The sequence below is a fragment of the Paenibacillus naphthalenovorans genome (genome assembly GCF_900099895.1).
Taxonomy (GTDB): Bacteria; Bacillota; Bacilli; order Paenibacillales; family NBRC-103111; genus Paenibacillus_G; species Paenibacillus_G naphthalenovorans.
This window is the reverse complement of sequence record NZ_FNDY01000030.1, coordinates 23,241-44,907: the sequence shown is the minus strand read 5'-3', so window position 1 is coordinate 44,907 and position 21,667 is coordinate 23,241. Positions and strand designations below refer to the sequence as shown.

17 protein-coding genes are annotated in these 21,667 nt (G+C 48.0%); all 17 read right to left on the bottom strand.

The annotated features are described in order from the left end of the window. Positions 1-9: 9 nt before the first annotated feature. The 17 genes from BLT35_RS21060 to BLT35_RS20985 all read right to left on the bottom strand — a co-directional run bounded on the left by BLT35_RS21060 (position 10) and on the right by BLT35_RS20985 (position 21,630). Complete coding sequence (locus BLT35_RS21060) at positions 10-1,608, bottom strand: ATP-binding protein (RefSeq protein ID WP_074729661.1); 1,599 nt, start codon at positions 1,606-1,608, stop codon at positions 10-12. Further along, positions 1,605-3,749, bottom strand: a complete 2,145-nt coding sequence (locus tag BLT35_RS21055) for a TnsB C-terminal domain-containing protein (RefSeq protein ID WP_074729660.1) — start codon at positions 3,747-3,749, stop codon at positions 1,605-1,607. Before BLT35_RS21055 ends, BLT35_RS21060 begins: the two co-directional genes overlap by 4 nt. After that, the gene (locus tag BLT35_RS21050; RefSeq protein ID WP_074729659.1) at positions 3,746-4,570 is read right to left on the bottom strand and encodes a heteromeric transposase endonuclease subunit TnsA; all 825 of its coding nucleotides are present in this window, start codon (positions 4,568-4,570) and stop codon (positions 3,746-3,748) included. The genes BLT35_RS21055 and BLT35_RS21050 overlap by 4 nt, the downstream gene beginning before the upstream one ends. Then, positions 4,571-4,900 (bottom strand): hypothetical protein, encoded by a 330-nt coding sequence (locus BLT35_RS21045; protein WP_074729658.1) that lies wholly within the window; start codon positions 4,898-4,900, stop codon positions 4,571-4,573. A gap of 98 nt (positions 4,901-4,998) precedes the next feature. After that, the gene (locus BLT35_RS21040; RefSeq protein WP_175472027.1) at positions 4,999-5,493 is read right to left on the bottom strand and encodes a hypothetical protein; all 495 of its coding nucleotides are present in this window, start codon (positions 5,491-5,493) and stop codon (positions 4,999-5,001) included. After that, positions 5,486-5,722 (bottom strand): hypothetical protein, encoded by a 237-nt coding sequence (locus BLT35_RS26560; protein ID WP_139170838.1) that lies wholly within the window; start codon positions 5,720-5,722, stop codon positions 5,486-5,488. The genes BLT35_RS21040 and BLT35_RS26560 overlap by 8 nt, the downstream gene beginning before the upstream one ends. Before the next feature lie 481 nt (positions 5,723-6,203). Beyond that, the gene (glmS, locus tag BLT35_RS21035; RefSeq protein ID WP_062410419.1) at positions 6,204-8,033 is read right to left on the bottom strand and encodes a glutamine--fructose-6-phosphate transaminase (isomerizing); all 1,830 of its coding nucleotides are present in this window, start codon (positions 8,031-8,033) and stop codon (positions 6,204-6,206) included. Positions 8,034-8,552: 519 nt separating this feature from the next. Next, entirely contained in the window at positions 8,553-9,893 is a 1,341-nt protein-coding gene (gene glmM, locus BLT35_RS21030; protein ID WP_074729656.1) for a phosphoglucosamine mutase, read from the bottom strand. A gap of 201 nt (positions 9,894-10,094) precedes the next feature. Further along, on the bottom strand, positions 10,095-11,372 hold the full coding sequence (locus BLT35_RS21025; RefSeq protein WP_062410417.1) for a CdaR family protein: 1,278 nt from the start codon (positions 11,370-11,372) through the stop codon (positions 10,095-10,097). Position 11,373: 1 nt separating this feature from the next. After that, positions 11,374-12,177, bottom strand: a complete 804-nt coding sequence (cdaA, locus tag BLT35_RS21020) for a diadenylate cyclase CdaA (protein WP_054819462.1) — start codon at positions 12,175-12,177, stop codon at positions 11,374-11,376. A gap of 136 nt (positions 12,178-12,313) precedes the next feature. Continuing rightward, entirely contained in the window at positions 12,314-12,925 is a 612-nt protein-coding gene (locus BLT35_RS21015; protein WP_054819463.1) for a zf-HC2 domain-containing protein, read from the bottom strand. A 76-nt stretch (positions 12,926-13,001) separates the two neighbouring features. Then, positions 13,002-13,568, bottom strand: a complete 567-nt coding sequence (gene sigW / locus BLT35_RS21010) for an RNA polymerase sigma factor SigW (protein WP_062410416.1) — start codon at positions 13,566-13,568, stop codon at positions 13,002-13,004. Positions 13,569-13,979: 411 nt separating this feature from the next. After that, positions 13,980-16,766: a phosphoenolpyruvate carboxylase gene (gene ppc / locus BLT35_RS21005; RefSeq protein WP_062410414.1), complete on the bottom strand. Its 2,787-nt coding sequence runs from the start codon at positions 16,764-16,766 to the stop codon at positions 13,980-13,982. A 354-nt stretch (positions 16,767-17,120) separates the two neighbouring features. Next, positions 17,121-18,443 (bottom strand): alpha-glucosidase/alpha-galactosidase, encoded by a 1,323-nt coding sequence (locus BLT35_RS21000; protein WP_074729655.1) that lies wholly within the window; start codon positions 18,441-18,443, stop codon positions 17,121-17,123. Positions 18,444-18,486: 43 nt separating this feature from the next. Further along, positions 18,487-19,374: a carbohydrate ABC transporter permease gene (locus BLT35_RS20995; protein ID WP_082660916.1), complete on the bottom strand. Its 888-nt coding sequence runs from the start codon at positions 19,372-19,374 to the stop codon at positions 18,487-18,489. After that, positions 19,371-20,162, bottom strand: a complete 792-nt coding sequence (locus BLT35_RS20990; RefSeq protein WP_217634734.1) for a carbohydrate ABC transporter permease — start codon at positions 20,160-20,162, stop codon at positions 19,371-19,373. The genes BLT35_RS20995 and BLT35_RS20990 overlap by 4 nt, the downstream gene beginning before the upstream one ends. Positions 20,163-20,289: 127 nt before the next feature. Beyond that, positions 20,290-21,630 (bottom strand): ABC transporter substrate-binding protein, encoded by a 1,341-nt coding sequence (locus BLT35_RS20985; RefSeq protein ID WP_062410412.1) that lies wholly within the window; start codon positions 21,628-21,630, stop codon positions 20,290-20,292. Positions 21,631-21,667: the final 37 nt, after the last annotated feature.

Sequence of the window (21,667 nt, the reverse complement as noted above, 5' to 3'; positions counted from 1 at the left end):
ATATCCCTCTCAAATCGCAAATTCGTCAAATGGTGACTTGATCCACCCGGCCTCGTGTAACGAATCGTAAGCATCTTTGTGCTTTTCTTTTCCCATCTGTATGACATGGAGTAGCACATTCTTACTGGTTTCTAATGTCTTAGTGGTTTTAGAAACCTTCTTTTCAGGAGGGGTAGCAATTATACGTTGAACCAGTTCTAAATGCGTCAAACTGGGCTCTGCCCTAATTAATTGAAGTACTTGCTTCTCCGCTTCTGATGGGTCGAACTCTAATGATACTAATGCCAGAATGGCCTTTTCAACGACAGACACCTGAAACTGCTTGCGACTTTCCTCTTGTTGTTCTTTTTTCTTCTGAATTACAGCCCTTAAATCAATGTTGGACTTTCGTTTATCAAGGAATCCAGCCAAGTCCATAGGCATAATGTCGGCATACTTTTCGATTTCACTGGCGATACCGGATCTTAACGCTTGAATCATCGGTTGTATAATCTTTAGGTCTTCCTTGGCTACTTGTGTGATGAGCTGTGCTGTAATGGTCTCTCTACCGGTTTCAATTGCTCTGCCTTGGGCCAATGAATACAGTTTTACAGCTACATCAACTATCCCTTGGCTCTCATCGTACAAACTCCCCCGGATATCATCCGTAAGGGGAACTTTGTTCCGAATCCATTGATATCTCCACATTTCCTCGATGATCATGTCCCAGTCATCATCTGGTGGCATCTGTTCCCACACCATATCCCCTTGACCACTGCCGCGGCGCGCTTGACGGAAATCCTGCTGAAGAACAGCCTTGGCTCTCATGGTACCAATTAGCATGATGGGGATACCGATCTCATTGATAAGCGTCACGAAGAAATTCATCATCTTTTCGGACCCTTTATCTTTGGCCGTTAACAAGTGTTGAATCTCATCAATGATTAAAGCCCCTATACAATGCAGCCGAGCAACACGCCCCATTTGAGTAACCATGGAGCTTATTGAATTTCGTGAACCACCGAATTTATCGTAATAATTCGTACCCGCCAAATCGTCCACTTTCGCAAAGAAATCCATACATAAAGACTTCAATGAACCATCATGTGGACAATTTAGTTTCAACCAGACAATCTGCAGCTTGTTGATAGGTGCCTTATGTACGATGCATTGTGGATAGTGGTCTAAGATCCGCTCTATTGCCGTTGTTTTGCCCATTCCTGAAAAACCCATGAGTGTGAAACTGGAAGCTGTAGATCGAACCTTAGCAGTCGGCATATTGGTAAGTTGCATCACATGTGTGGGGTCTACCGGATTCCTGGATAAGTACCCGGATCTAAGCAACCGTGAAAACCGCCGTTCTAAATCAAGGTGCTGGGAGATTGGCTGGAAAAACTGTTGCAGCCGGTACAATGCATTAAAACGCAGTTCAGGTGATAAAGACCTTTCCTTCTCATCGTATAGAGGCATAAACATGAGTTTGTCATAGGCTTCGTCCTGACTAAGGATAGGAGGGAGGGCCTCAATTAACACGTTCCCCTGATAATCTGGAAGTTCTTGAGGATGATATTCCGCTGTAATCCATTTGGCAGACACTTCATTTGTCTGAATAAGCGGGTTATATGTCATTCTCTCTGCTCCTTCCGACGCCTCAATAACTCCTTGATGGACGGTCTTTTGTATTCATCTTCGTTTTGATCCTTGTTGAAAGGGATCACTTCAGCTTGCGTCTCGGAATGATTGACAAAACTGAACGAATCCTCTTTTCTACGGGATTCTTTTTCACTCTTCCGATTTTCCCGAATAGACCCGATTGGCGCTGCTTTACTTAATCCATACGTACGACCGCTCTCAGCTTCTTTTACAGCCCTTTTTACATCTTGTTCGGCATCCTCCATGAAGCCAAGTTGAACCTTTAGTTCCTCATGCTTCAGTTGGGCGCGCTTCATTTTTTCCTGTTCAATAAGATACTTGATCTCATCCAATGATAAGCCTTCGTAAATCTGACTATCCGGGAGTAAGTAACACGCTTCTATTTCCCCGGTCAGCTCGTTAAGGAAATAGAGGTTCGACATATTTCTGGGATCGTAAGATATCTGAATATCCCAAGCACCTTTATTACGGGCTGTGGAGAACCAATTTTCCGTAATCGCTCGTTCACAGCTGTATAATAGTTTGGAATTGAATCGAATTCCACTTTGGGTGACAGAAACGGATTCACGGGGGAGAAGATGGAATCTGACCTGAGCTTCTGTATAGTATCTTAATCTACCAGTGCGATGTTCTAACCCCCAACTCCAAAGGGATAGTGGGACAGGATCAACATCATCCACAATCATATCTCGGTCGAGTGGATAATCCTCTATATAATGACTCCTATTGTAGGCTAGGACTTGCTTTATAATAATCTGGGTGAACTGCTCCATTGTTAATCTGGCTTGTAATCTATAATCAGGAGCCCCTCTTTCGGCAGCATCCTTCTGAACGTAACCCGGTAAGAAGGGCTTCACTTTCTGGTCCGTTACATCAAATCGTTTCTCGACGATCCCCTTCCAATCCGCACGATAAGGTGCAGCGTTCTCCAAATGAAGGTTGAAGGCTTCAACCAAACGTTCCGGTTGATATCCCTCAAGCTCGCCTCTGTCACCTAATAAAATCTCGGGTAGATGCTCGCAAGGCCACGCGCTCTTAGTAATATGAATTCCATACTCTGCGCAATATTTCACTTTATCCATTGCAGTATTGGCAATTGCCATCATAGCTCCTGTCCAAGATGGCCCTTCCAATCCTACATACATACCAACAACAAGACGACTAAAAACATCGACAACCAAATAAAGTACAGGTCTCCCAATTATCCAATTGGGATTGTCACGACTAATAATATATGCATTCACTGTTGTAGCATCTATTTGAAACCTCGCTCCGGGTCCATAAACTTCAGCCGTTGAGGAACTCAGTAACTCTCTGTGGTCCTTACCGTACTTTCGTTTCCCCTTCCTAGCGAGTAATGTATCTTTCGGTTTGTACTCTTTCTGTAACCAGTATCGGAACTGATTCTCTGAAGGGATCTTGTTAGGATCCTCAAACTCCATGACAAGAATGCCGTTATCGTAGTAAAAGTCCGAAGCATAATGGTCTTTAAGCATGAACTCGTAGGCCTTTGTAACACTAAGCTCTTGTTGATTTAAGAGGTACTTATCAATGGCAAGTAAGAATATTTTTTTGGTTGCCTCATCAACATTTATTCCTTCTCCGCTATACTTTCTTGGCCTACCGCGCTTCTTATCCTTGATCTCCCGTTCCTGTCCTCTAGCTCCAGACTTGTGATAATCGGGAAGCAAGGAGTTTGGAGTTTTCCCCCGTTGCCAGAACTTACGGAAGTACTTTCGTAAGCCGGGATATGAAATATTATGGACTTTCATAATTTCCGAAAAAACTCTTGTTCGATAGGATTTTTCGAAGATCCGGGGCTCATCTTTGGTATAATCCTTTATCATATTCCAAGCTGCGTCGCGCAACGATGCATTCTTCTCATTCGGTTGCTGTTGAACAACTGAAAAATACGGATCCTCTTTGACCTTAATGAGTTTACCGATAATGAGCTCCTCCCGAAGTTCTGATAAATTTCTCTTCAGTGGGAGTGCTTTTTCGTTTTCATCACTAATATCGATCAAATAGGAGATGGCATTCCCTTCATCAACCCATAAAATCCTGTACTTAATGTTTGTTTCAACTTCCTGAAGAATTTCGTTAACGCTAAGGATCATTTTACTTCTCGCCTGCCTAGTTCCTTAATGTGCGGGTAACTGAACTCAGAGGAATTAATTCTTGAATGAAATTTCTTAGTTTTTATGTCGAATCCAATTACCTTAGTTGCCACCAAGTGCTTGAATAATGCCAATCCAGATCCTTCACTAATTCCAAAGTACCGATCGAACTCTAAAAGTTCTTTTGATAAAGGTGCATTTAATTGACTGAGATAATATAGCAGATCATCCTTACGGGAATATAAATCCTCTTCTAATTCGAAATAAGCGGGATGGAAGACTTTCATGTTATCTGAAAACACTTTCTCAATATTCCGTTCCGTCACAATACCCCAACTTACGTTTTGTCTAGTCCAATACTCTCTTTCAATCTCAAGCTTTTCTATAGCGCGCTTGTCATGAACCTTACTAGCAGGCTTGGTTGATCTGGCAAGGTATGCAATCTTACCATTTCTTCTAACCGTAATTAGAAAGTCAGTGGTGGAGACAATCGGTGTACCAGATTCGTTATCCGTTGGATGATTGATGCCTTTTTCTTCTGCAATCTTAAGGGTTGCCTCACGATCTATTGGAAACTGTTCGCGTATGTCGATAACATCGTCAGCCCACTCCAGGCAATGAAAGTACTTCAGTTCAAGGTCAGACAACAAATGATGAATCCGCTTTGTTTTCCATCCTTTAGGTCGATGTGACCGTCCTTCTGATGGAACGTCCTGAATCGTTAGCCAAGGCTTGTACGACCCGAATTCACCTTTCCCACGGCCTTCTTTTTCATAACGGGCTATTTTGTTTTCCGTCCATCCTGTAGACCGTTTAGCCATCTAGTTCTCCTTATTAGCCACGTTTGGCTTAATGATTCGGGCCCTCTGCCTCTTTAACCGTTGAATGCTACTGAAGTACTTCTCTAGCTTTTGAAATGACGGCTGTCCTCTATGAATCTCGTAGCAAGTTACAATCTCATCATCGTGAAGAAAGTAAATCTGGGAGAGCTCGTTTGATAGGTAATAGATCGGCACAAACCTAAATCCCTTCAGATGAGCCTTCTCGAACCAACGCTCTTGAATGGCCAAGGGACAGGTGTAGGACTTGTCCAAAAACCGGATACCACCAGCGGTTACTACAGCGATACCATTCATTGTAGTGACGTTCATTTGAAGCTACCTCCTGATATTGTTTTCCTATCAGGATTTAGTATTATCGGAATTCCGAATTTTAAACACATTAAATCGGTAGTCGGATTTTTCAAACTTTAATAGTCCCAATCATAATTTGATCTCATTTCTTTCATCATCTCGGCTCTAAATTCTGCTTCTATCTCTGCATTTATTTCTCTTATGATTGCTTCAGCTTCTTCTTTTGACCGTTTCTGGTCATCTAGTAATCCATCCATTCCATCAAAGAAGTTGCTTAGTTCCTGCACACAATTTTTTAGATTTATCAAATCAATACGTTGTTCATCTTGAAAAACAGGAACCATCTCTTTTGTTATTGGATACCGAAAGCTAAATGAGGTTTTATCCATTTGATGAAATTGCTCTACATAGCTTTTTACAACTGAAACCATATTCTTGTCTGCAGTACTGCCGCTTGCTTCGATCAAAATTGGTTCAAGGTAGTTCCACATTTTCATTAGATTATGGCCAGCATCCTTGATTATAGATATTTTGTGTTTCGATGAATCATTGGAATAACCTAAATACAGTGCCTTAAGTGACAGCTCCAAAAACTGCCTATAGTTAAACATTATTGGAAAGACAAACGTGTCTAATTGTTCTAATATCTCTTGAGCGAACAGCAAAGTCTACAGCTATATCAGCAACACCTTTGTATCCGCTGATATAACCATAGAATTGAGACTTTATTCCCCACCCAAAGTGAGCAAACTCATAATATTCAGCAGTTTCAGTGAATACCTGTTTTCCCTTCTTTGGAAATTCGATAATATACTCTTCGTTTGTTTCATCGTATCCCATTCAAATCACCGCAAATTATTATTATTTTTCTGACCTCGTAATCTAAGCTTTATGTTTATGTACTACACAATTTCTTGCTTATCAATTTCATCAAGCTTTCTATAGTTATGAAGCATTTCAACTTCAGAATCATTGGCATCAGTCCAATTCTTTTCTTGTGAAATCTTCATATCACTTATCAACCAATTTAGATCAGATTGAAAAACTCTTCAGAAAATGTTTTTTGATTCAGGTTATTCTCTAGACGAATCTGTTTGATGCGTCCTCCAATGGACATTACTTACACCACCCTTAGTTACAAAAAAGAACCCCGCAATTATCTGAAATTGCGGGGTTCTACATCTAAGTTGTTATTGTAATTCTCTGTGTTGTTTCAGATCCGCTGATTTTTAAACAACTTTATTATGAATTAAACAACTTTATTATAAATTAAACGACTTTATTATCAGACAACACTACAAAAACTACCCAATATCGCTAACTACTCCACCGTCACGCTCTTTGCCAAATTCCGTGGCTTGTCGACATCGTTGCCGCGGGCCAGTGAGGCGTAGTAGCTCAGCAGCTGCAGCGGCACAACGGACAATGCCGGGGTTAACAGAGGCAACGTTGCGGGAATGGCGAACACTTCATCGACTGCCTTGGCAAGCTCGTAATGCCCTTCCGAATGGATGCCGAATACATGCGCGCCGCGGGCCGTAACTTCTTTTATGTTGCTTACCGTCTTTTCGAACAGGTCCTCCTGTGTCGCCAACGCGATGACCGGGATGCCTTCTTCGATCAGGGCCAGCGTTCCGTGCTTCAACTCTCCGGCTGCATAAGCCTCGGAGTGAATATAAGAAATCTCCTTCAGCTTCAGGGAGCCTTCCAGAGCTACAGCATAATCGAGGCCGCGGCCGATGAAGAACAGGTTGTCGTGCGTGGCGATTTGCTCCGCCACATTCTTGATGGCCTCCGATTGAGCGAGAATACGCTCCACCTTCTCAGGCAGCTCTTTCAACTCGGCGATGACTTCCGCGATGTAGGCATCATCTTGCGAACCCAGTGTTTGAGCAAGGTACAATCCGAGCAAATAGAAAGCGATCAACTGCGACGTATAGGCCTTGGTCGAGGCTACGGCGATTTCCGGGCCGGCCCAAGTGGTAATGACATCATCCGCTTCACGGGCAACCGAGCTGCCCACTACGTTAGTGATGGCCAGCACACGCGCACCGCAGCGTTTGGCTTCACGGAGCGCAGCAAGCGTGTCTGCCGTTTCCCCGGATTGGCTCACAACGATAACCAACGTTTCCGGAGTAATGATCGGAGCACGGTAACGGTACTCGGAAGCTACGTCCGTTTCCACCGGAATACGCGCCAGCTTCTCAATTACCGATTTGCCGACAAGTCCTGCATGGTAAGCCGTTCCGCAGGCCACAATATGAACGTGACGAATTGCCTTGATCTGCTGCGGCGTCATTCCGACTTCATTCAGTACAACTTTTTTGCCGGACGGATCCAATCTGGAGCCCATGGTGTCACGGTAAGCTTTAGGCTGCTCGTGGATCTCTTTCAACATAAAGTGGTCGTATCCGGCTTTTTCCGCGGTGACGATATCCCAATCGACATGAAATAATTCCCGGGAAATAAAATTCCCCTCAATCGTCATTAATTCGACACCGTCTCTTGTCAGAACAGCCATTTCTCCATCATTCAAAATATACACATTTCGCGTATATTCGAGGATCGCCGGAATATCGGAGCCGATAAAGTTCTCACCTTCACCCACACCAATGATGAGCGGGCTGGATAAACGAACCGCAACCAGCTTATCCGGTTCATGCTCTGTCAATACCCCAAGTGCATAAGCGCCTTTCATCCGGCTGACCGCTTTTTGCACGGCTTTGACAATGTCGCCTTCATACAGGCTTGCAATCAGGTGAGAAATCACTTCTGTATCCGTTTCGGATACGAATACGTGACCTTGCGCCGCCAGCTCCTCTTTGAGCACCATGTAGTTCTCGATAATCCCGTTATGCACTACGGAAAACTTAAGAGAATTGTCCGTATGGGGATGCGAGTTGACATCCGACGGTTTGCCGTGCGTCGCCCAACGGGTATGTCCGATCCCGATCGTTCCGTTCAGCGGCGTTTCTCCGAGCTTGGATTCCAGATTGGCCAGACGGCCCTTCGATTTTTTGACCTGAAGCCCTTCGGATGTATAGACGGCTACACCGGCTGAGTCATACCCGCGATACTCCAATTTCTTTAATCCTTCAATCAATATATTTTGAGAATTACGATTCCCTACATAACCAACAATACCACACATAGAATAAGTACCTCCTACAGTATACAACACATAATCATTCCACTTGATCCCGTCGAACTCTTGTCCGCCCGGTCGCCCGGACGTTTTGCATTTCGACTTACGGTATGGATCATCACCGGAAGGCCCCCGCCGAATCCTTCGAACACCTTCACCTCGTCAACTGAGCCGCCCCCTGATATGCTTTTGCTTTCCGCGCTGTCCAAGAAAAAAATGTACGGATCCCGGCAGTACCCGAGACTGGAAGGACCGGATTCGCAGAAACTTAAACCATCAGAAACAGCCGCTCAGTTCTGGCGCTTCGTATGACAAAATATACTACCCACCTTTCTCTTCAGAATAAATATAATCCCATCTTATTCATTTTGCCATCGATGTGCAACCTCTATTTTTCATGGTGTTTTCATTAATTATTTCGGCACTATGCCCTTATATAGAATCCCAGCCTCACAATTCGGGAGCTGATCCCGAAACCGTAAGGCTGGGGGTCTAACGCACTCAAATTTCCTGCAAAAAGGCGAATTAAGCCAACTCCCGCTGAATCACTTCGGCAATTTGCTGGACGTAAGCTTCCACCTGCTCCTTGTCCGGTCCTTCCGCCATGACGCGGATCAGGGATTCGGTGCCAGATGGGCGGACCAGTACGCGCCCGTTGTCGCCGAGTTCTTCCTCGACTTTGCGTATCGCCAATTCCACAGCGGCATTGTCCTTCAGCTTGCTTTTGTCGGCTACACGTACATTCACCAGCGTTTGCGGGTACTTGCGCATAATTTGCTTCAGCTCGCTCAACTTTTTGCCTGACTTCACGACCGTATCCATCAACTGAAGGGCAGTCAAAATACCGTCTCCCGTCGTATTGTAGTCGAGGAAAATAACGTGCCCGGACTGTTCTCCGCCGAGATTATAGCCGCCTTTGCGCATTTCCTCCATGACGTAGCGGTCTCCGACAGCCGTCTTGGCCGCCTTCATGCCAAGCGACTCGATGCCCTTGAAAAAGCCGATATTGCTCATCACCGTAGTCACAATCGTTTGCTGACGCAGCTTGCCCGCCTGATTCATCGCTTGTCCGCAAATGCTCAGAATATAGTCGCCGTCTACTTCCTCGCCATTCTCATCAATAGCGATCAGGCGGTCCGCATCGCCGTCGAAGGCAAGCCCGATTTGAGCGCCCCGCTCCACCACAAGCTTCTGGAGCTTTTCAGGATGCGTCGAACCGAAGCCTTCGTTAATATTGCGTCCGTCCGGCTCCGCGCCGATGGAGATCACCTCGGCTCCCAGTTCCTCAAATACCTTGGGAGCAAGCTCATAGGCCGCCCCGTGAGCGCAATCGAGTACGATGCGGCAGCCTTTGAAGGAAGAATCGACCGTCGATTTTACGTAATCCAGGTACATGTATTTAGCCTGATCGTTGTCCAGAACCGTTCCAATCTCGCCGCCTACCGGCCGCGGAAGCTCGTCAAGCTCCGCATCCATCAACCGTTCGATCTCAAGCTCCGTCTCATCGGACAGCTTAAAGCCATCGGCCCCGAAGAACTTGATGCCATTATCCTCAACCGGATTATGGCTGGCCGAAATCATAACTCCCGCGTCCGCTTTCAGCGTCCGGGTCAAATAAGCAACCGCCGGCGTCGTCACGACACCAAGACGGATGACGTTTGCGCCGATCGACAGCAGCCCTGCCACTAGCGCGGCCTCCAGCATCGGGCCGGAAATCCGCGTATCTCGGCCGATCACGACATTCGGTTTTTCCACTCTCCCGGCAAGAACAAAGCCGCCGCAGCGGCCGATTTTATATGCAAGCTCCGGCGTCAATCCCTGATTGGCGACCCCTCGTACGCCGTCCGTCCCAAAATATTTCCCCATAGTTTATCTCTCCTCAAGTACAATAACCTTTTCATAAGAAAACCTTAAACGAAGCCATTCACTGGATAAGCAACCGCGATCAGAGGCAGGTTTTCTTGCAATAAAAACGGTTCAGCTCCGCAAGTTTACTCTGTCACTAAAAAAACCAATGATCCTTTTATTATCCACTAATCCTTGTATGCGGGTCAAATCCTCTGACCGTTACGGTGAAGATGAAGGATTCGCGGTGCCGGAAGGAGCGGAGGCATCGCCCTCCCTGGCACTGATTTCCACCGTCGCTCTGAGATATTCCTGAGACCCTTTCTTTACAAAGGTCGGCAAGTTCCATGTCACCGGTACCTCATGCCGGCCCGGAGGCAAATTGCTCACATCCACAATGCCCTGCACATCCTGGGGCTTCAGCTTTTCAATCCAGTCCGGCGCTCCCTCGACCGTAAGATTCAATCGCCCTGATTGAGGAATCAGCACACTCGTATGAAAGCCGTCGTTTTGACCGATGATCGACAGCGGAATCGACTCCAATATTTTGGTTTGGGACGGCACAATGCTGACGCTCACCGTCACCTCACCGGGATCAATCTGCTTTACATCGCCCCGAAGCGGAATCGGCAGTGTGAATTCTTTATCCTCTTTCAGCCCGGAAAGATCCACCTGCGGCCCTTCGTAGAACTCCAGCCGATCCAGCATGTCCTGAGCTCCGTACACCGTAACCTTGTCGATGCTTTGGCGAATACCCGATACCGCAAAGCCCGGCGGCGGTTCACCTACCAGCTTCACTTGCAGCGGCACCAGCTTGAACGGACTTGTAATAGGCACTTCCACTTCCACTACCGCAGGATTGATGATGGCCTCCTCGATCGCTTTACCGTCCTTGTCATAAGCAACCAGCTTCGCCTGGGCCGTGACCGGTGAATCCGCCTTATCTACATCCACATCGGCCCGGACCGACTCCACGGCCTCATAGATACGGCTTGGCACACCTACGGTGACCTGCTTCGGTTTAACCACCGGCTGTCCCGCCTTCAAACCGACCGCCGGCGTCCCCGTAACCTGGACCGTCACCGGCATCGATTTGTTTTTCTTCTCATCGACAACCACTTTAGCATATGCCGGTGTGATTTTGACCGATACACTGGATGGGAACCCTACCGGAGTTAGCGGAACCATATGCTCCCCTTTGCCGGTGTTCGTTAAATCCAGCTCCACCGAATAATTGGCCGAATTCAAGACACGCTTCAACGTAGAGCTTCTCCCTGCTATCGTCACCGTAACTTGCGCCGGGGAGATATCCTCAATAAAAAATTGATCTTCATTATACTTGGGCGTGACCGCTACATTCCCAATCGTTTCTTCCACCGTTCCCGTCCCTGTCGATCCGGGAATGGAGCTGCCGTCCATTCGTACGACCGCCCACAGCAAAATACCGATGACGAGGGCCACTACCTTTACGACGTTCGTGTTGCGTAACCATTGGTCCATCTTACCGTCGCCTCCATTTCCAAATGGAGCTCTTTTCCTTGATTTTCATCTTCGGCTTTAATTCCTCGAACAGCTTGGCCAGCAGCGCATCCTCTTTAATGTCCCGCAGGACATGGCCATTCAAGGCCAGCGATACTTGACCCGTTTCTTCGGATACTATCACGCACATCGCATCAGATACTTCACTCATGCCAATCGCCGCCCGGTGACGAGTGCCGAGCTCTTTGCTGATAAATGGATTCTCCGACAACGGCAAATAGCAGCCGGCAGCCATCAGCCTGGATTTGCTGATAATGACAGCCCCGTCATGCAGCGGCGTGTTAGGTATGAAAATATTAATAAGCAGCTCCGAGCTGATCTGCGATTCGAGTTGAATGCCCGATTCCACATAATCGTTCAGTCCGGTTTCCCGTTCGAACACAATCAGCGCCCCGATTTTCCGCTGCGCCATATATTGTACCGCTCTCAGCACCTCGTTGATCTGCCGGTTGATATCCTGCTCCTCAACGTTCGTACGGCTGAAAAGTTTGCCTCGTCCGAGCTGTTCAAGCGCCCGGCGAAGCTCCGGCTGGAAGATGATAATGACGCCGACGAGCCCGAATGTGAATATCTGATTCATCATCCACTGAAGCGTATTCAGCTTGAACCAGGAACTGAGCGCCCAAGTCACCACGACGACGAGAATCCCTTTGAGCAGTTGAATCGCCCGTGTTCCTCTGACCAACAGAATTAACTGGTAAATCACATAGCTGACAATCAATATATCTATAATATCTGTAATACCTATGTCTGTAATCCACTCCATCGCGTGTGCCCCCAACCTGCCGCGGTGATTTCTTTCTATTATTGTCCCCTTCCTTAAATCATACCATATTTACAGCAAAAAACCCTCCCTTTTGACCATCGGTAAGGAAGGATTTATAACAATTGGGACCGATGAACTATTTCGATCCCGATACGAGAGTGAACCATTGATTCATTTTATAAAGTATCCAGCTAAACGCTTCGTCAATTTCTTTAATTTGTCCGGAGATGTGCGCCGTTGAGGCCAGGTTAACTGACCCGTCGATGACAACGATATTGCCTTCAATATCGCCGTCAACCTTGAGTTCTCCGTTCTCGACCGTTAGATCCCCCGCCACTTTCTTCCCTAAGGGGACATAGACCGTGCTCCCTTGGATGACGACCGATTGCAGGTCTGATCCTTTGACAAGCAGTTCTTTATCATCGTTCCATGTGGAAACAAAGACCGACATCATTACGAGAAAAAACACAGCCGCCACCGATACCGCCGGATGCCTGCGTATCCATTGATACCAAGGATGTTGTTCGCGAACGGGAGGCAGGACTTGCATCACCCGTTCCGTAAGCCCTTCCGGCACCGGCTGTGGAGGCCAGGCGTGGACAAGCGCTTCTACCTTCTCGTACTGTTGAAGACGCCGCCGGCATGCTTCGCAAACCAGCAAATGCTCCTTCAGCTTGGCCGACTCCCTCCGGTCTAATCCCCCGTCCAAATACTCGTGCAGCAAAGGGAGGGCTTCCTTGCAATCCATTATAAGCCACTCCTTTCATCTTTCCTACGCAGCTTGTGCAATACATTACGCACGAGCAACGCATATGTTTCAAAATTTATAATACCTGCTCCAATTTTTTTCTTAAAAATTCCCTGCCCCGGTGCAAGCGTGTTTTGATGGTCGTCACCGGCATCGAAAGGACTTCGCTGATCTCCTGCAGGGACAGATCCTGCAAATACCGTAATATGACGACCGCCTTATATTTCTCAGGCAGCGTCTCTATACTGTCGCGAATCTGGGAGCGAGTCTCCGACAACAGCACCTGCTGGTCCGGCGTCTCTTCGCGGCTGGGCAGGGTAGAATACCAATCGTTTCCTTCCCCTTCGCCCATCTCCGCATCCAGAGAATAATTGACCTTTCGTTTGCGAAGCCGGTCAATGCAAAGATTCGTACCAATCCGGTAAATCCATGTGGAAAATTTCTGCTCCTCGTCAAACCGGTCCAGATTCGTGTATACCCTCAGGAACGTCTCTTGTACAATCTCCTCCGCCTCATGCCGATTTTGCAGCATGCGGTAAGCGAGATGATAAATTTTTTCTTTATATAGCTCCACCAATTCGGCAAAAGCCGCCCGGTCTCCCTGACGGGCCAGCTTGGCGAGCCGGGTGTCCAATTGATTCACCAACCTACCTCCAACTCCGAATCGGACCCTGTTCCACCTGCGTCAAAATTCGGATTCTTCAAAGACCATGCTATTCTCTCCAAATCACGATCCTTGCTATTGTAAAAAGCATACCAAATCCTTCGCCCCGCTGTACAGTCTCCTGCAAAAGAAAGTGAAAGAATGCTGCAGATTCGGGAGGATTTGGTCGGAATCGAGCGGCGGTCAAACGGAAATGAGCCATGGAACACGGCCGCAGAATCAGGCGGGCTTTGTTCCATAATGATGAAAATCGTTTTTATCCTATCCAAAAAAGGCTCGGGTATCAAAAAGTAGCCGGATGTGCCGGATCATCCGATCCATTCCGGCGGGATTAAAAAATCCGGGAGGCTTGGCCATGCCAAGTCCCGGATTTTGTATGCGCCGACGTCATCAGCCCGTATTGCGAAGGCCTGCGGCAATGCCGTTGATCGTCAACAGCACCTCACGCAGCAGCGAATCGGCATCCCCCTGCTCCCGCAGCGAACGAAGCTCCGACAAGAGGCCTACCTGCATATAGCTGAGCGGATCGACGTATGGGTTGCGCAAGCGGATCGACTCCTGAATCACCGGTACGTTGTCGAGAATTTCCTGTTGACCGGTAATTTTCAAAATGAGCTCCGAGGTTTGACGGTACTCGTCTTGAATCAGATTGAAAATACGTTCAGCGATGCCCTGATCGTGAATCAAGCTGCTGTATTCTTTGGCAATCACAAGGTCCGCCTTGGCCAGCGCCATCTGAAGGTTGTCGATCAGCGAGCGGAAGAATGACCAATGCTGATACATATCCTGCATGATTTTCAGATTGTCCGGATTTTCTTGATAGAAGCTGTTCAAACCGTAACCGGAAGCGTACCAGGCCGGAAGCAAATACCGGCTCTGCGTCCACGCGAAAACCCACGGGATGGCCCTCAGATCCTCAAAACGGTCGCTGTTCTTGCGTTTGGACGGACGGGAACCGATGTTCAGCTCGCCAATCTCCGGAAGGGGCGTCGTTTCCTTGAAGAACGTCAGGAAATCCGGATCGCGGAAGATCAAATCCTGATACTTCTGCTGCGCCTTCTCGGAAATCCTGGACATAATTTCTTCCCAGCCTTGCTCGGCATCGTTGATTTGCGGGTTCTTTGCCCACAAAGCGCTCGTAATCAGCGCGGATGTCGCTTGCTCCAGACTGCGGTACGCGATGCCTTTCATCGAATAACGCGAAGAAAGCACCTCGCCCTGCTCCGTAATCTTGATGCCGCCGCCGACCGTATCTGCAGGCTGCGCCAGGATACTGCGGTTAAGCGGCATTCCCCCGCGGCCGAGCGCACCTCCGCGGCCATGGAAAAACTTCAGCTTCACGCCGAACGGCTTGGCCGCGGCCGTAATGCTGCGCAGCGCCACGCGCAGTTCCCAGTTGGCGGTAATCACACCGCCGTCCTTGTTGCTGTCGGAATAACCGAGCATGATTTCCTGCAGGTGGTTCGTGCTGTTCAAGCTGTTGCGGTACGCAGGAATTTGGAACAGCGTCGTCATAATTTCCGGGGCCGCATGCAGGTCGTCGATCGTTTCGAACAGGGGAACGGACTGCAGCGTGCAGGTAATCGAACCGTCCTCTTCATGCTGATACAACCCCGCTTCTTTACCGAAGACGAGCACTTCCAGAAGATCGCTGGCCCCCTGGGTCATACTGATCAAGTAACTGGAGATGCAGCTCCGGCCGAATTCCTGCTGGGCTTTGCGGATCACGCGATACACGTCCAGGCACTCCTGTGTCGATTCGGTATAGTGAAGGTACGGTGATGTAATCGGTCTGGGATCGTTCAGGATGCCTGTCAGCAGCTCGATTTTTTGCTCTTCCGTCAAAGCTCCGTAATCCGGACAAATGCTCATTTTGGCCAATATCTCCGTCATGGCCGATTCATGCTCCTTGCTGTGCTGCCTTATATCTAACGTAACAAGGTGGAAGCCGAACAATTCGACTTGACGAATGATCGTCCGTACATACGTATCGGCGATAAAATCGGCATAGTGATTGCGCAGGCTGCGTTCTATCACCAGCAGATCTTCCATGAACTCAGACGGATTGTTGTATTTTTGCCCTTCTCCGACGTTCGGATCGGCCGTATTTCGGATTTTCTGAATCATATACTTTACTTTAATGCGATAAGGCTCTTTCTCGTTGCGCCATACCACATCTGGAGGAAGAATGACGTTGCTGCGGTCCTTTTCAATGGAATCCAGCAGCTCTTTCGTCACCTCGACGATATTCTTGCTGAAGCTCATGTGCCGCATGAGTCCGGTCAGCTGCTCTTCATATTTCTTCAAGACCAGATTCCGGTGCATCGTGAGCGTCTGCCACGTAATCTTGGAGGTAACCGACGGATTGCCGTCGCGATCGCCGCCGATCCAGGAGCCGAATTTCAGGAACGTCGGCACGTACCACGACTCTTCCGGATAATATTTGTGCAGACAGCGCTCCAGCTCCTGATACACTTGAGGAAGCACGTCGAACAAGGTTTCGTCAAAATAATAAAGGCCGTACTTGACTTCGTCAATAACCGTAGGTTTACGGTCCCGCAGCTCATCCGTCTGCCAGAGGGTGATGACCTCACCGAGAAGCTTCTCCCGCAGCTGCTCCCGTTCGCGGAACGTCAGGTTCGGGTTGTCCAGCTCCATAACGTCGTTGGCAATGCGCTTATGAATATCGAGTACCGCGCGGCGGGTCGCTTCCGTCGGATGCGCGGTCATGACAAGCTCCAGCGAGATGCCCTGAATCATCTCCTGCACTTCGGCAAAGCTGATGCCAAGATTTTTCAGCTCACGAATCGAATCCTCTATCGATCCGGGCTGCACGCTTTCTCCCGCCGTACGCTCATAGTCACGCTTACGGCGAATACGGTGGTTTTGTTCGGCAATATTAACCAACTGGAAATAAATAGCAAATGCGCGGATCACCTGATACCGGATTTCCGGCGCCAGGCCGTTCATCGTGTTTTTAAGTTCGGCATACATTTCCGGTGAATATTGGGCGCGAAGCGATTTACTCATCTCTCTGATTTTCTCTACAATAGTAAACAGCTCATTGCCGCCCTGATGCACAAGCATTTCGCCCAAAATATGCCCGAGAAACCGTACGTCTCTGCGCAGCAGATTGTTGGACGTGTTTTTGTTGATTAAACTAGCTGATTCCGACATGAGTACCCTCCATCCTACCAATGCAAGTCATAGCCACTATTTTATCACATCCGGGCTCAACCATGTAGTACGAATATTCGGTAATTCGAATGCGGCAAGCTCAAATCATCGCCTCATGGCCGGGATGCCTTGCAATAGATGGGAAACAAGGAAAAATTCATCTGCTGTATAACCCCGGGCTTCCCGGAGCAGATTGCGGATCCGATGCTGTTTCCGGCCGGCAGGAATCTTTCCTTGTTTCAGCCGCCAAACTTTACATCGACGGCGCAGAACCGATGCTTCGGAGATAAAATAAAGAGCCGCTCCTTTTAAAGGAGCAGCCCTTTGCAGCTTTGATGATCAGACGCTTCCTACCTAGGACACGGACGGATTCAACACAACATTCCGCCCCTTTGTAAACTGAGGCAGCAAATCCGCGTGGGCGTCCAACAATTCTTTGGTCATATCCCAGATTTCATCTAAAGACAATACGGACGAGGTATGCGGATCCAGCATAGCCGCCTGATACACATAATCCACATTGCCTGTAAGCACAGCCTCAACCGTCAGCTGCTGAACGTTAATATTGGTCATGTTGATGGCTGCCAGCTGCGGCGGAAGGTCCCCCACATGGCAAGGCTGAACTCCTCCCTTATTCACAAGGCAGGGCACTTCCACGCATGCATTTTGCGGCAGGTTAGTGATGAGGTTGGTGTTCAGGACATTCCCCCAAATGACACGGTCGGTTCCCGTTTCAATCGAGTGAATGATCGGAGCGCCGTATTCATGGCTTTTTTCCGTCTCGAACGATTCGCCGTTTTCAATCTTCCGCCTGGTTTCCTCAAACCGCTGCAGGTTTCGCTCACTACGGCGGATATACTCGTCAATCGGAATATCAAAACGCTGGATCAAATCATCCCGCTTATTGAAATAAGGCGTATATTCGGACATATGCTCACTGGATTCGGTCACAAAATAGTTCAGCCGCCGCATCATTTCAAAGCGAACCTTGTCTTTTGCGAATATCTCCTCGTTTTCCATCGCTTGAAAGAGCTTCGGATACAAATCCTCTCCCTTCCACTTGAGCTCCAGGAACCAGGCCATATGGTTAATGCCGGCCACCTTGTAATCCAGCTCTTCTACCGGAATGTTAAGATAGGAAGCCAAATCATCCGCCGTATTCTGGACGCTGTGGCAAAGCCCGACCGCCTTGACGGATCTCGCCTTCGCCACAGCCAGCATAAGCATGGCCATGGGGTTCGTATAGTTCAGCAAAAGGGCATCAGGACAAACCTCTTCCATTTCACGGCAGAAATCAAGCATGACCGGAGCTGTACGCAATGCTCTGAACACGCCGCCAATCCCCAGCGTATCGGCAATGGTCTGTTTTACACCATATTTTTTAGGAATTTCAAAATCCTTTAACGTCGCCTCATGCATGCCCACCTGGATAAGGTTCAGTACATAATCCGCACCCGTTAAGGCTGCCCTGCGATCGAGCGTAGCTTCCACCCGCGCCTGATTGCCAAACTGTTCCCCCAATTTTTTGGCCATTTTCTCCGCAGTCTGCAGGCGAACCGGGTGGATATCGGTTAAACTGAAGGTACTGTTCGAAAGCTCTGGATACGATAAAATATCAGAAATCAACCGTTTTGCAAAAACTACGCTTCCCGCTCCAATAATTGTTATCTTAGGCATGTTGGTTCCTCCCATGAAATGATATTCTCTCTCCTATGTTTAATTATTCTTTTGTTCCCGAACTGACCATTCCCTGGACAAAATAGCGCTGGAACAGCAGGAATACGATCATGATCGGGATAATGGAAAGCAGTGTCAGACACATGGTCATCGTCCAATCGATGTAATGCTCCCCTTTGACCATAGCCAGGCCCAGCTGGACGGTGTACATGCTCTTCTCGGAGACTGCGATCAGCGGCCAAATCAGATCGTTCCATCTCCACATGAAGGTGAAAATGACCAGTACGGCGATCAAGGGCTTCACGTTGGGCAAGATGATCCGGTTAAAAATTTTGAACTCACCCGCGCCGTCAATTCGCGCCGCTTCGACGAGGGAGTCGGGGATGTTCATGATGTACTGCCTGGCCAGGAAAAGGCCGAACGCCTCCGCGCCCCGCGGAACGATGAGTCCTGCGTAAGTATTGATCCAATCCAATTGCTTCAAGATATAGAAATTGGGCACCATAATAATTTGCGTGGGAATCATCAAGGTGCTTATGACCATCATAAAAAGAATCGTTTTGCCGACAAATTGATATTTGGCAAAGGCATACCCCGCAAGACAGTTAATGAAAACCGTCATGATGACGGCGAAGACCGCCACAATCAAGCTGTTCCCTACGTAGCCCATGAACGGAGCGGCATTCAGCGCATCCCCGAAATTGCTCCACATCAGCTTCTCGGGAATGATATGAATCCTGCTTCCAGCCGCTTCTGCCGGCGTTTTTAATGCTGTGGAAAGCATCCAGATAAAAGGAAGCAAAAATAAGACGGAGGCCGCGCAAAGAATCAAAAAGATCGCACTGGTTTTCACAGCATTCCGGTTCAGCTTAGGAATCGACTGAGTCAGGATGGACCTTTTCTTGAGGCCGGTCACTTCATGCGCTTTCATCCTTTCTCCCTCCCTAATCTTAATTGAATCGCAACCAGAACCATCATAATAAGGAACAGAACCGCACCGAGCGCTGACCCGTATCCCATGTCTCCTTCAACGAATGCTTTCTGGTAAATATATTGCACAATCACCGTGGTCGAATGACCGGGGCCGCCATTGGTCATCGTATAGATCAGATCAAATACCATAAACCCGTAAATCACGGAAATGACCAGTACGAACGTCGTAGTATGTTTTAACAAAGGTAAGGTTACATACCAAAACTTCTGCCATGCGTTCGCGCCGTCGATTTCCGCTGCTTCATATAAGGATTCGGGAATGGCCTGCAAGCCTGCCAAGTAAATCACCAGACAATAGCCTGTTCGTACCCAAAGCGTCGTAATGATCACAGCGGGCATAGCCCAGGTAGTAGAAGAAAGCCAGTTGACACCCTCAATTCCAACAAATTGCAGCAGATGATTAAACAGGCCGTAATTCGGATTATACATCCATGACCAGATCAAGCCGGTAGCCACCAAGGAAACAACGACAGGAGCGAAAAACACGCCGCGAAAGAAAGCACGCAGAGGAATCTTGCGGTTGAGCAAAATCGCCCCGGCCAAACCTAAAGCCATGCTAAAGGGAACGGTGCCTAGCGTATAATAGAGCGTATTCCAAAGCGAGATCCAAAAAACGTTGTCCGTCAATAACTGATAGTAGTTGCCCAAGCCCACAAAATCCGGCTTCCCCAAAATCGTCCACTTGTGAAAACTGATGTAAAAGGTGAATAAGATCGGAAAAATCATAAACACAAGGAACAAGAGTATGTTCGGCGCAATAAATAGGTAAGGTGCTATTTTTATCGAACGTTTTTGATACCAACTCATCAGACCAGGCACCGTTAGCCCCCCTATTGAATATTTACTTCATAAACTATTTACCGCTTAAAATATCATTGACCTTCTTATTCAACGTTTGAGCCGTTTGCTCAGGAGATACTCCCTGTGCGAATAAACCTTCCAACGAGTCTGCCAGCGCTTGATTGAGCTTCGCGAAGCTGTTGAGAGTCACCGTGTTGGCCATCGCTTTAGGTACCGTTTTGGATTGTTCAATAAACTTGTTCATCATCGACGGGTCTTTAACACTGTAGTTAAACGGACCCTCGATATCCGTTCGGCCGGGCAGGAACAAGCCCTTCTCAACGAACTTCTTCATGTTTTCTTTCTCACCCATAAAGGCCAGGAACTTCTTGGCCGCTTCAGGATGCTTGCTGTTCACCGGGATCGCTAACGCATTGCCGCCCAAGTCGGAAGCCATAGACTTCTTGCGAGGCATAAAGGTAACTCCCCATTCGTAATCTTTCATTTCCTTCTCCCACCTCGGAATCATCCAGTTCCCGTTGATCAGTAAACCGGCTTTTCCCGTTGTAAACAGAAGGTTATAATCATCGGTTCCCTTCATGCTGTTGCCTTGAGACATATAGTTTTTGAACATGGTCTGCAGGAACTTGAACGTCTCGATGGCTTCGGGCGTGTCTATATTTCCTTTCTTCAAATCTTCCGTTACAAGGGATGCTCCATTCTGGAAGAAATACGGCAATGTACGATAAGCCGATGAGGCAGACCAGTTGACAGCGATACCATAGGTAGCCAGCTTTTGATCCTGCAGCTTCTTGGCCACATCCAAAAGCTGTTCCCAGGTCCAGGCTTCCTCTATTTTGTCCGGGGCTTTGATGCCCAGCTTATCCAGATAGGTTTTATTATAAAAAACGGCTAATGTATCCGTTTGATGAGGAAGACCGTAGATCTTATCCCCGAATGTAACCGCTGTCAAAAGACTTTGATTAAAATTCTCCTTATCCTTGGCGAACGTATCCGTTACATCTAATAAGGCATCTTGGCCGGCAAACTCCCCTATCTTCTGGTATTGGACCCGGAACACATCCGGTGAGCTGTTCCCGGCGATTCTCGTTTGGATTTTCGTGTAATAATCCCCCTGACTCGGAGACGGAACCTGCTGCGCATTGACTTTGATATCAGGGTGCTTGGCTTCGAAATCGGCAATTAAACTTCTAAAGCCTTCCTCTTCACCACCTGCACTTGCCCAATAAACAAATTCAATCGTTTCTTTACTGCCTGAAGCCTGCCCGTTGGTTTTCGAATTCCCGTCACTCTGTGAAGCGGGTGTTTTCTCGGCCGCACAACCAGCCAGCATAGCCGCAGACAGGGCCGCAGTTAACCCGCCATAAACCAATTTGCGAAAAGTTGTTTTCATCTGTCCCCTCACCTTTCACTTCATTAGTCAACCCTTA